Genomic DNA, 11,432 nt, shown 5'->3' on the forward strand with positions numbered 1-11,432 from the left:
GTGGTGCGAGAGCAGCGCGAGCCGGATCGCACCGGGGGCGACCCCGGCCGCGGTGAGCCGTGACTAGCGTTGCTGCTACCGATTGGGGAGCAGCCGGACGGAGAGTATGCAGAACCCAGGCGTCAGACCTACATCGGACACCGCACACGGCACATCATCCGACGTGATCGACGTAATTTCGACGCTGACTTGCCGCCCGGTTGCCTCAGAGAGTTGGGGATCCCACTCCAACAAACACATGATGTCGCCCACTCTGAAGTCACGATCGTTACGTCGCAGCTCATGCACTCGATCGCCAGCTGCGATCGGGCCGAAGAAGCGCGTCCAGCTCTTGAGCTGATGCTCTACGGGTGGTCGTGGTGTGGACATTCTTATGGACTCTCAGTCTCGAGGAAGGTCGTCTGGTCCAGGTTAAGCCTTCTTAGCTGCACCTGGGGGATTGGCTCGCTGTCCAGGACCTCCAAGCTCGGCTTCGGTGATGGCGTCTCGGAGCTGCGAAGTGGCGGTGCCGACACAGGAAAAGCCGTGTTTGAGACGGCCCTCGTCCTCTGTAGCTCGGCAGAAACTGCATCCAAAGAGCCGACACACATCTGGGCAATGCGGCGTATGCGGTCCGTATCTCCAAAGAAGTCTCGGACGTCGCTATCGATGTAGAGCACGGCCACGACCGGATTTATGTTGGAGCCCTCTGCTATGCCGAGTAGGGGAAGAGCTAGGACTGACGTAACCTCGCCTGACATCTCGCGGGCATCCTTTGTAAGGTGAGCCACGAGCATGTCGCTCTGTAGATCCTTCGTGTCCGCGCCAGGGCGACTCCTTACTATCTTGCTAGTTAGATAAGCATGTCCGATAGTCGCAAGCGTTAGTGGAAAAGTTCGTCCTGCAGTCATGCGCTCGCTGCTGACCTGAGAACCGTTGTAGTCACAACACTGTTGAAATACGAGCCTGTCGCCTATTTGTACGACTCGATGCAAGGTTATGCGCAATCGCTCCCGCTCGGGGTGTTCGAGCGAGAGGGCGCCTGCGATAGCGCCGCAAAGTGTTGCAGATACGATCTCTGTGGAGGGTGGAAGGTACTCGCGTCGCCAGTACTTTTTTGTTTCCTCGTTCGCGGGTCGTAAAGTCGTTCCAAAGTAGCCTGGCAGCCAGTAATTCTTTGTCGACTGGGGAGATGTTGAGCCGAATCTCTCTGAAGTTGATTTCCCCTTTTCCAAGCGCGCCTGTAAAGCCGGGCCTAGTACACGCTTGATGCCGAGATCTGGCCGTGGTCCGTGTCGTATCACAACGGCATTGTCACTCACGTGTTCTTCTTGGATCAGATGATCCATCTCGCCGTGCCAGATACTGAAGCCGCCTGATGCGTAAAGCACCCACCCTAGGAGCTGGTTCTGGAAGGAGACGCGCCGATTGAAAAGGGACTCAAAGTCGCCATTCTTCCTCAAATGCAAAATAGCATCGGTGTCATGGCGGAGTCGCTCGTCCATGTCGGCAATGACACGCTCACCTTCATCCGGATGCTCGGACCAAACTCGCCGTAGTTCGGAAATTACGGACACGCCCTCGATGGCAGTCTGCTGTACGCCTTGGAGCGCGCTCAGTAGTGCAGGCTGGCGACCGAAGAGCTCACCGAGGATTCGATCCTGGCGAAAATCCGAAATTCTAATTCGGAACAGATCGATCCACCCACCGTCTCCGGCTCCGGAGACAACGTACGTGCGGCGCCGACGACGCAGAGCGGGCTGAGCCAGAGTTTCATTTCTCCAGTAAGACATGGCTCCGTCGGTCTCAACTCCGAAACCAACGGCGAGGATGATCACGTCGAATTCTTCTCGCAGTCCTCGTTGAGGGCGGTTGCCCTCCGGTACTGATGGTTTCCAAGTCTTTCGTTGCTGACCGATCCATTCGGCCGCAAGTGCAGTGCGGCCACTTTGTTCCTGAACGTCGACTTTAACGGGGGCTGTGTTGCAGAAAAGGCGAACCTTAGCGTATCCAGCGTCCTTCTCGAGATCCTCCCACGCGGTCTTGACTTGAACCACCACATCGCTCGCTCGCGCGGCCGTCCAATTAAGAACCGGCAGTCCAGCACTATGGGCCGAACTACCGTCACGTGGCCACTCGTAGATATGCGGATGAAGCCAGCGTGTATCGTTACCGTGCTGAAGGGGCAACACTGAGTCGCGTTGCTCCAATAGTGTGACTTCCACATTGGCTTCTTTGCTGATCAGGCCAGCGGCAACGGTTAGGCCCGCGAATCCTGCTCCAATAATCGCAATTCGTGTGGTTGAGTCGATGTTGACGATTCCGGTCTCGGTTAGCGCCCAGGCAAGGTTCAGTGCACGCGTCTGTTGCGAAAGGACAGTCACCGAGCTGTCCGACAAGCCAATCGCGAAAACATTTAGTCCCGCGTCGAGACGGTACGTGTCGAGCACTGCGGCAGCATTCGGTTCGGCACTTCTCGGGTCCATCAGTCGACTCTAGCGTGGAATCTCGCCTGCCGACCTGCACTGTGGAAGGACGCGACGATCAGCAGATCTGCAGGGGGTCCGGCTGGCTGAGGGCGCTGACGCTGATACTCGATGCTTCCCTCATCGTTTAATCACATGCGTCGAGTGTGTTCCTCGACTGCCGATCTGTGATCCGACCGAAGTCGAAAGAGACCCGGTTCATCAGAGAGCTGAGTGCAGAACGTCTGATTCTGAGGTTCGGCGCTGCAAGCCGGCGGCTTCAGACCCGAACCATCTACTCGGACCTCGTGAGGTCCAGCCCGAGCAGGGCGTCGACGAGCGCGACGACGTCGGTGTCGCCCGCGGCAGGGGGCGTCGAGACCCACTCGTCAACGATCGCGACGACGCGAGGCGTGTCGAGGTCGTCCGCGATGGCTTCCCGCATCCGCACGACAAACGAGTTCTGCTCAGCCGGGAGCGTGCCCTCAACGGATCGGGCCGCCCGCTCTCGCCACTCCTGCAGGCGGACGCTGGAGCGTGCGAGCTCCTCGTCGGTCCACTCCCAGTCGCTGCGGTAGTGGTGGGAGAGCAGTGCGAGGCGAATCGCCATCGGGTCGACGCCATCGGCCGTCAGCCGAGAGACGAGCACCAGGTTGCCGAGGGACTTCGACATCTTCGTGCCGTCGTAGGCGATGAGACCGGCGTGCGCGTAGGTCCGCGCGAAGTCCGAGGTCGAGCCGCTCCCGCCAGGGGTGACGAGCGACATTGCGTGCGCAGCCGAGAGCTCGTGGTGCGGGAAACGGAGGTCGCGTCCGCCGCCCTGCACCGAGATGGGTGCCCCGAGGGCCCGCGTCGCGATCACCGAGCACTCGATGTGCCAGCCGGGGCGGCCGAGGCCGACTGCGCTCTCGAAGGCCGGCTCCCCCGCCCGAGCGCTGCGCCAGAGCAGCGGGTCAAAAGCGCCGCGCTTGCCGTCGCGGTCAGGGTCTCCCCCGAACTCGACGAACGCCGCCTCCATCTCCGCGGCCGAGTAGCCGGACACGTCGCCCATGGTCCAGTCGCTTGCCGCCTCGGCGGCCGCGACGTCGTAGTACACGTCGCCGAGCTCGGTGACGGCCGCTGGCTGCGCGTCAGTGGCGACCGCGACCCGATAGGCGAGCCCGGACTCGATGAGCGCCGCGATCGCCTCACCGGTCTCGACGATCGTGTCCTGCACCCGCACGTAGGAGTCCGGAGGGAGTACGCGCAGCGCTGCCATGTCTGAGCGGAAGAGGTCGGTCTGCGATGTGGCGATCTCCTGCCAGTCGCGCCCCGTCTTCGCGGCACGCTCGAGCAGTGGGTCGTCGACGTCGGTGATGTTCTGCGCGTAGCGGACCTCGAGGCCCGCGTCCCGCCAGGCGCGGCCCAGCGTATCGAAGGCGACATAGGTCGCCGCGTGCCCCAGGTGCGTCGCGTCGTATGGCGTGATACCGCAGACGTAGAGTGTCGCGACGCCGTCTGGGGTGACGGTGTCCTGCACGCGACCGCTCGCGGAGTCGTAGACCCGGATCGCACCACCGCCGCTGCCACTTACCGAGGGGACGGGAGGAATGGGCCACGAGGGAACGGTTCGCACCGGAACATCCTATGTCGCGCCCCAGCCTCGCTCGCTTCGCGAGACCGCGTCAGCGTGTCAGGGTCACGCAGATCCGCCGGTCGGGTCCATGAGGCCGAACGAGAGCAGGATGATGATGAGGGTGCCGAGCGCGATCCGGTAGACGACGAAGGGCAGGAAGCTGCCCTTGTTGAGGTAGGCCATGAGGTACTTGATGACCACGAGCCCAACCACGAACGAGATGATCGTCGCGATGATCGTGCCGACAACCGGGGCCTCTGCGCCCTCGGCCTCCCCGAAGGCGGAGACGAGCTCGTAGAAGCCCGAGCCGAAGACCGCGGGAACTGCGAGCAAGAAGCTGTACCGCGCCGCGGACGGGCGGTCGTAACCCATGATGCGCCCGGCCGTGATGGTGCCGCCAGAACGGGAGACCCCCGGGATGAGCGCGAGCGCCTGAGCGAAGCCGTAGACGATGCCGTCCCTCGTGTTGAGGTCCTTCAGCGCCTTCGCGCGCTTGCCGAAGATATCGGCGAGACCGAGGATGACACCGAAGATGATGAGCGTGAACGCCACGATCCACAGCGAGCGGAACTGGTCTCGGATGAGGCTCTGCAGCAGGAAGCCGAGGACGACGATCGGAATCGAGCCGAAGATGATCAGCCAGCCCATGCGCGCATCCGGGTCGTTGCGGGGGACGCTGCCGCGCAGCGAAGCGAACCAGCGCGTGATGATGCGCTTGATGTCGCCCCAGAAGTAGACGAGGACGGCGGCCTCGGTACCCAACTGGATGATGGCGGTGAAGGTCGCGCCGGGGTCCTGGACCCCGATCCACTCGCCGACGATGCGAATGTGTGCGCTCGAGGAGATCGGGAGGAACTCCGTGAGCGCCTGTACGAGTCCGAGGATCACGGCGTCAAACCAGCTCATTACCACTGCCTTTTCGAGAGAGTTCCAGTTGCGGGCGCGCGAGAGCACTCGCTTCGGGCCCGGCGCACGCTAACACGAATCGAGTGGCAGCCGCGGAGGGCACCCCGGGGTGCTCGGGATGCGGTGGCGGGCCCACGCGGTGCGGCGGGCCCGCCACCCGATCAGTAGCTGCGCAAGAAGTCGCCGAGCACCTTGCGCCCGAAGACCAGCGATTCGAGCGGGACGCGCTCGTCGACGCCGTGGAACATCGCCGGGAAATCGATGCCCTCCGGCAGGCGTAGCGGGGCGAACCCGTAGCCCTCGATGCCGAGTGTTGCGAGCGCCTTGTTGTCGGTGCCGCCCGAGAGGAAGTACGGGACCACGACCGCCTCTGTGTCGTGGCGCTGGAGCGCCGAAGTCGCGGCATCGACGATCGGACCGGAGACGGGCGCCTGCGTACCGATGCCGCGGAACACCGTCTCGATCTCGATGTCGTCACCGACGATCGCCTGGATCTCCGCGAGCAGCTCGTCTTCGGCGCCGGGGAACGGGCGTGCGTCGATGGCGACGCTCGCCGACTCCGGGATGACGTTGTGCTTGTAGCCGGCGCTGAGCATGGTTGGGTTCGTGGTCGACCGGAGGCTGGCCGTGAGGAAGCCGGACGCGCTACCCGTCGCCAGGACGATCGCGCCAGGCGTCGTCTCCTGCGGGTCGACGTCGAGGAGCCGCGCCAGTTCGGTGATCATCGACGTGGTCGTGTCGTTCAGAAGAACCGGCCACTCGTGCGAACCGAGCTTCGCGATCGCCTGCGCGAGCCGCGTTACGGCGTTCTCGGCTGCGGGGATGACTCGTGAGCCGTGTGCCGCTCGGCCCTTCGCGTGGAGGCGAAGCCAAAGGAGCGCCTTCTCCCCCGTCTGCAGAAGGTAGGCGCGCTTGCCGCCGACCGTGATCGAGTAGCCACCGACCTCGGAGATCGCCTGGGTCGCGCCGGCGAAGAGCTCCGGGTGGTCGCGGGCGATGGGCTCCGAGCCGAACTGGCCGCCGTTTTCCTCATCGGCGAAGAACGCGAGCACAAGCTCGCGCTCGGGGAGCTCCCCTGCGCCGAGGATCTCCTCGACGGCGGTCAGGATCATGGCGTCCATGTTCTTCATATCGACGGCCCCACGCCCCCACAGGAGGCCGTCCTTGATGACTCCCGCGAACGGGTCGACGCTCCAGTTGCCGGCCTCGGCGGGAACGACGTCCGTGTGGCCGTGCACAACGAGTGCTGGCTTGTCGGTGTTGCGCCCGGGGATGCGTGTGAAGATGCTCGGGCGTCCCGGCGCGGCCTCGATCGTGGTCACGTCGAGCCCCAGCGCCTGAAGGCGGGCCTCAAGGTACTGCGCGGCCTCGGTCTCACCCTTTGATCGGCCTTCGCCGTAGTTGGTGGTGTCGAGCCGGATGAGGTCCTGGGTGGTTGTGACGGTGGGGTCGAGTTCGAGGGAGTCAGCCATGCCCCAACGCTACCTCCGAGGCCAACTCTGCCGTCGCGAAGGCACTCTGGATGTCCTCGCGACGCGCCCGGGATGCACGCATTTCGGCCTCGATTCGCGTTTCGCCGGAATCCTGGTAATGTTTCTCCTCGTGCTCAACAGCACAACCTGCGCGGGTGGCGGAAATGGCAGACGCGCTAGCTTGAGGTGCTAGTGCCCGTATTAGGGCGTGGGGGTTCAAGTCCCCCCTCGCGCACAGGTTGAAAGGCCCGGGAGTTTTCTCCCGGGCCTTTCGTGTTTTCTGCTGCAGGTGACGGCTCCCCGCAGCGCGCGTGCATCCAGCGACGGCGCGAAGACTCGATTTCCTCGACTGACTCACCACGTAGTGAGGTGCCGCGGAGGGAAACACTCGGCAATGTTGGCTTGCAAGGAAGCCGCCGGCGCGTGACGCTCGAGGTTGCCCATCCCCCGTCATCACAGGAGTGCACCAGTGTCAGCTGAAACCACGTCGCTCGTGAACCACGCGCAGATCGACCAGACCGAGCTCTCCGAGAGCTTCCGCTCCCTGTTCCGCCAGCACCCCTCGGGTGTCGCGGTGCTCACGGCTGAGAGCGCAGATGGTCCTGTCGCGATGACGATCACCTCGCTCACGTCGGTGAATGCCTCCCCAGCCCTCGTGGCCTTCTCGCTCTCAAAGGCGTCCTCCGCAACGCCGGGCATCCTTTCGTCGTCGAGCATCCTCGTGCACTTCATCGACGAGGCGTCGCTTGCCGTCGCGCAGGTCGCCTCGACGAGCGGCGTCGACCGATTCGCGGACCGGGACAGCTGGGGCTACCTGCCGAGCGGTGAGCCGCACTACAAGGCCGTCCAGCGCTGGGCCAGAGGCAGCGTCCGCAGCACGCTCGACGTCGACGGGGCCGTGCTGGTTGTGCTCGACGTTGTCGAGGCACGGGACGGAAGCGCCGAGTCCGCACCGGAGGACACGGGTGTCGTCTACCGCAATCGCGTCTGGCGCAAGCTCGGCGCTCCACACAGCTGACAGGTCGGAGGGTGCCCGTCGGGTAGTTTGGGGTCGCAGCACAGCGCCGAGCATTCGCGCGTGAACTGCTTCGACGCTCCAAGACCGAGAAGGATCTCCTCGAACCATGCCTGGCCTCGCCACAGCCGTCCTGCACGCCGCTAGTTCGGGAGGGGGCGCCGTCGAAGAAGCGACAGGCGGAATCTTCGGGGTCATCTCCGACTGGGCGATCGACATCATGGGCACCATCGGCGCTCCTGGCGCAGGCATCGCCGTGGCGCTCGAGAACCTCTTCCCGCCGATCCCCTCGGAGATCATCCTGCCGCTCGCGGGGCTGGCCGCGCACCAGGGCAAGTTCACCGTCATCGAGGCGATCATCTGGACCACGATCGGCTCCGTCGTCGGCGCCTACGCGCTGTACTGGCTGGGCCGCTGGCTTGGCCACAACCGCATGGTGTGGATCGCGCGGAAGATCCCGCTCGTCGACGCGGCCGACGTCGTCAAGACGACAAACTGGTTCAAGAAGCACGGCAAGAAAGCCGTCTTCTTGGGCCGGTTCCTGCCCATCTTCCGCAGCCTGATCTCGATTCCGGCCGGTATCGAGCGGATGCCGGCGCTCCAGTTCGGGTTGCTGACGCTCGCGGGTTCCGCGATCTGGAACACCGTCTTCGTCATGGCCGGCTACCTACTCGGCGATTCGTGGGAGCAGATCCTCATCTACGCGGATGCGCTCAAGTACCTCGTGTACGCCCTCGTCGCGGGCGCCATCATCTGGTTCCTCGTCGTGAAGATCCGCGGTCGCGTGCAGCGGGGCGGTCACTCCGCCTGAGGCGCTGCCTGCAAGCCCGAGAGGACGCCCGCGACGAGCTGGCGTCCTCTTCTCGTGTCTCTCGTCCTAGGCGCGCATACGTCGGCGGAGAACGTCGATGCGTGCCTGGATCTGCGAGACGGTGGCCTGCCCAACTGCTGGCCCGCCGCAGCTGCGACGCAGCTCGGCGTGGACGATGCCGTGTGGCTCCCCCGACTGCTTCGAGTAGACGGAGACGAGGCTGTTGAGCAGCGTGCGCTGCTCCTTGAGCGTTCGGTGCAGGGCCTGCGGCGGTGCGGGTGCGGGCGGCCCCGCCTTGACGCGGGATTCCTGGATGCGCCCCTGCTTGGCCTGTCGCTGCGAGAGGACGGAACGCACCTGGTCGGCGTCGAGGATGCCAGGCAGCCCGAGGAACTCCAGCTCCTCCTCGCTGCCGACCTCCGCGGCATAGCCGAAGTCGCCTCCGTCGTACAGGACCTTGTCGAAGAGCGCCTCGCTGGAGATGGCCTCGAAGGTGAACTTCCCGAGCTCGTCTGAGGTTTTGTCCGGCCGCTCGGCGGCCGCCATCATGTCTTCCTCAGGAGCCCTCGAGTCATCGGCGTCTGCGAGCCTGTCGAGCGCGTGGTTGCGCTCCATCTCCAGGGCGTGCGCGAGCTTCGTGAGCTGCGGCACGCTCGGGACAAAGACCGTCGCCGTCTCGCCCTTCTTGCGGGCGCGGACGAAACGGCCGATCGCCTGCGCGAAGAACATGGGCGTCGAGGCGTTGGTGGCGTAGACGCCCACCGCAAGGCGCGGCACGTCGACTCCCTCTGACACCATGCGGACGGCGACCATCCAACGTTCGTCGCTTGTCGAGAACTCGGTGATGCGGTCGGACGCCCCCTTGTCATCGGAGAGGATGAGCGCGGGCTTCGTGCCTGTGATGGTCTTCAGGATCGCCGCATAGCCCTTGGCCGCGGCATGGTCGGTCGCGATCACGAGGCCGCCAGCGTCTGGCACTTCCTGGCGCACTTCGCTGAGGCGCTGGTCGGCGGCCTGGAGCACCTGCGGGATCCACTGCCCCTCGTGGTCGAGTGCCGTGCGCCAGGCCTGCGAGACGATGTCCTTCGTGTTGTCTTCGGCCAGGCCTGCAGACATCTCCTCGCCCTGCGTGTCACGCCAGCGCACATTGCCTGCGTACGACATGAAGAGCACCGGGCGAACCACGCCATCCTCGAGCGCCCGCCCGTAGCCGTACGAATAGTCGGTGAGCGAGGTGCGGATGCCGTCTTCATTCGGCGCGTACGTGACGAACGGGATCGGGGCCGAGTCGGACCGGAACGGAGTGCCCGTGAGCGAGAGGCGGCGGTCTGCGTGGCCGAACGCCTCCCGGATCGCGTCGCCCCAGCTCAGCGCGTCTCCGCCGTGGTGCACCTCGTCGAGGATCACGAGCGTTCGCCCGGAGGCCGTCAGATGGCTGTGCACGCTCGGCTTCATCGCCACCTGCGCGTAGGTCACGGCCACGCCGTGGAACTGGCGTGAGTGGATGCCCTGGTTGTTGCCGTAGCGAGGGTCGATCCGGATGCCGACGCGTGCAGCGGCTTCTGCCCACTGCGTCTTGAGGTGGTCGGTCGGGGCAACGATCGTGATGCGGTCGACGGCACGCCGCTGGAGGAGCTCGGTCGCGAGGCGCAGCGCGAAGGTCGTCTTGCCTGCACCCGGAGTCGCCGAGGCAAGGAAGTCCCGCGGCTCGGACTCGAAGTAGACATCGAGGGCCTCTGCCTGCCAGGCGCGCAGCCTTCCGGCCGTGCCCCACGGGGCGCGCTGCGGGAACGACGGGGAGAGGTGCTCCGCGGCGAACGTGCCGACCTGGTGACCGTAGCGGGAGCCGTCGTGGCTGGAGGAGTGCGCTTCCTGGACGGCCTCGCGTTCGGTCATAACTGCTGTGCGTTCCTTTCGAAGCCTGGGGGCCTAGCCGCTCAGGGCTTCCGCCGTTCTAGCGGACTTGTGGTGGATCTTGGATGGGGCCGAGCCGGTGGCCCGCGTGCAGCCGGCGGACGGCCCGCTCGTTGGACGGGTGCAGCCCGCCCGCAAGCACGTCCCGCAACAGGCGCGCGAGCTCGTGTCCGGAACGGTAGCCGCTGCCACCGACAATCCCGAGCGCGTCGTGCGTCGTGGCCGTCGCGGCGGCGACCGCTTCATACTTCGCCATCGTCAGGCGCGCGAACCAGGCGTCGCCGTGTGGCGCCCCCTCGTCGACATCGCGAGCGATGGACTCAACGAGGGTACGCGCTGCGAGCTGTCGAATGCTCATTCTGGCGATTTCTTCTCGAACTTGCACGTCGTCGGCGAGCCGGATCCCGCCCTGCGTCGAACTCGTCCGGTGCTTCGCGGCATCGATCGCCAGCTCGAGCGCCCGGTCGCCAATCCCGACGTAGCAGGAGGCGACGAGAAGCAGGAAATTCGAGTGCACGGCGAAGATGTGCGGCTCGCCGTTCGGGCCGACGGGGAGACGAGCAATCACTCGTTCCGGCGGGATCAGCGCGCCTTCAAGCGACGTGGAGCAGCTCTGCGTCGCGCGCATCCCGAGCGTGTCCCAGTCGTCGTGGATGCGCACCCCGTCATCGTCGCGCCGCAGCACGCCGTGCACGAGCGCTGGAGTATCGCCCGTGTCGTCACGGCCGAACGTGACGAGCCTCGTCCAGACAGGCGAGAGGGACGTGAAGATCTTCATGCCGTGGAGCCGATAGCCGCCGTCGCTCTGCGGTTCCGCGCGGACGTTCGAGTCGTAGAGCACCGCGTCGTTGCCAATTTCAGAGATCGCAAGGGCGTAGGTCTCCCCCGCGACGATCTCGCGCATCATCCAGTCGAGAGCGTCATCACCCGACTCGTGCCTCGACCGAGCGATACCCGAGACGACGTGGTGCATGTTGACGGCGAGCGCGGTCGCGGGCGCTGCAGCAGCGAGTCGCGCCTGGCACTTGACGGTCTGCTCCAGCGATGCTCCCGTGCCGCCGAAGTCGCGGGGAACGAGGAGGCGGAGGTAGCCCGTATCGCGCAGGGCCTCGAGATCGTCGGTGGGGAACGAATTCTCCGCGTCGTGGCGGCTCGCGCGCTGGTTGAGCACCTCGAGCAGGTCGTCGGCCAAAATGGATCTCGGGTCTGAAGCTGGCATGTCCACCACGCTACTCGTCAGTGCTTCGACCTCAAT

The 11,432-nt window shown here is 65.1% G+C and carries 9 protein-coding genes, 1 tRNA gene and 1 pseudogene; 3 read left to right on the top strand and 8 right to left on the bottom strand.

The window, feature by feature from the left end; genetic code table 11:
* Positions 1 to 75: 75 nt before the first annotated feature.
* From FHX72_RS19870 to FHX72_RS02860, 6 genes and pseudogenes are all read right to left on the bottom strand, one after another.
* A complete protein-coding gene (locus FHX72_RS19870) occupies positions 76 to 369 on the bottom strand; it encodes a DUF3850 domain-containing protein (protein ID WP_183622926.1) in 294 nt (97 codons plus the stop codon).
* 2 nt (positions 370 to 371) lie between these two features.
* On the bottom strand, positions 372 to 1,817 hold the full coding sequence (locus tag FHX72_RS02845; protein WP_244963966.1) for a hypothetical protein: 1,446 nt from the start codon (positions 1,815 to 1,817) through the stop codon (positions 372 to 374).
* Between the two features lie 132 nt (positions 1,818 to 1,949).
* A pseudogene (locus FHX72_RS19875) lies at positions 1,950 to 2,465 on the bottom strand (FAD-dependent oxidoreductase); the annotation flags it as partial.
* Positions 2,466 to 2,739: 274 nt separating this feature from the next.
* Entirely contained in the window at positions 2,740 to 4,059 is a 1,320-nt protein-coding gene (gene mshC, locus FHX72_RS02850; protein WP_183622930.1) for a cysteine--1-D-myo-inosityl 2-amino-2-deoxy-alpha-D-glucopyranoside ligase, read from the bottom strand.
* Between the two features lie 63 nt (positions 4,060 to 4,122).
* Complete coding sequence (locus FHX72_RS02855) at positions 4,123 to 4,965, bottom strand: undecaprenyl-diphosphate phosphatase (RefSeq protein WP_068482016.1); 843 nt, start codon at positions 4,963 to 4,965, stop codon at positions 4,123 to 4,125.
* A 161-nt stretch (positions 4,966 to 5,126) separates the two neighbouring features.
* Positions 5,127 to 6,437 (bottom strand): M20/M25/M40 family metallo-hydrolase, encoded by a 1,311-nt coding sequence (locus FHX72_RS02860; protein ID WP_183622932.1) that lies wholly within the window; start codon positions 6,435 to 6,437, stop codon positions 5,127 to 5,129.
* A 149-nt stretch (positions 6,438 to 6,586) separates the two neighbouring features.
* Here FHX72_RS02860 and FHX72_RS02865 point away from each other — a divergent pair.
* The 3 genes from FHX72_RS02865 (at position 6,587) to FHX72_RS02875 (ending at position 8,263) form a co-directional block, all read left to right on the top strand.
* Positions 6,587 to 6,672, top strand: a tRNA-Leu gene (locus tag FHX72_RS02865).
* A gap of 234 nt (positions 6,673 to 6,906) precedes the next feature.
* Positions 6,907 to 7,455 (top strand): flavin reductase family protein, encoded by a 549-nt coding sequence (locus tag FHX72_RS02870; RefSeq protein WP_068481977.1) that lies wholly within the window; start codon positions 6,907 to 6,909, stop codon positions 7,453 to 7,455.
* 106 nt (positions 7,456 to 7,561) lie between these two features.
* Complete coding sequence (locus FHX72_RS02875) at positions 7,562 to 8,263, top strand: VTT domain-containing protein (protein ID WP_183622934.1); 702 nt, start codon at positions 7,562 to 7,564, stop codon at positions 8,261 to 8,263.
* A 66-nt stretch (positions 8,264 to 8,329) separates the two neighbouring features.
* Here the strand turns inward: FHX72_RS02875 and FHX72_RS02880 are convergent, their stop codons facing one another.
* Together FHX72_RS02880 and FHX72_RS02885 are read right to left on the bottom strand one after the other, a co-directional pair.
* Positions 8,330 to 10,159 carry a DEAD/DEAH box helicase gene (locus FHX72_RS02880; protein ID WP_068481973.1) on the bottom strand — a complete coding sequence of 610 codons (1,830 nt, stop codon included), beginning with the start codon at positions 10,157 to 10,159 and terminating at the stop codon, positions 8,330 to 8,332.
* Positions 10,160 to 10,217: 58 nt separating this feature from the next.
* Positions 10,218 to 11,396, bottom strand: a complete 1,179-nt coding sequence (locus tag FHX72_RS02885) for an acyl-CoA dehydrogenase family protein (protein ID WP_183622936.1) — start codon at positions 11,394 to 11,396, stop codon at positions 10,218 to 10,220.
* Between the last annotated feature and the right edge of the window lie 36 nt (positions 11,397 to 11,432).

The sequence above is a fragment of the Pseudoclavibacter helvolus genome (assembly GCF_014191305.1).
Lineage (GTDB): Bacteria > Actinomycetota > Actinomycetes > Actinomycetales > Microbacteriaceae > Pseudoclavibacter > Pseudoclavibacter helvolus.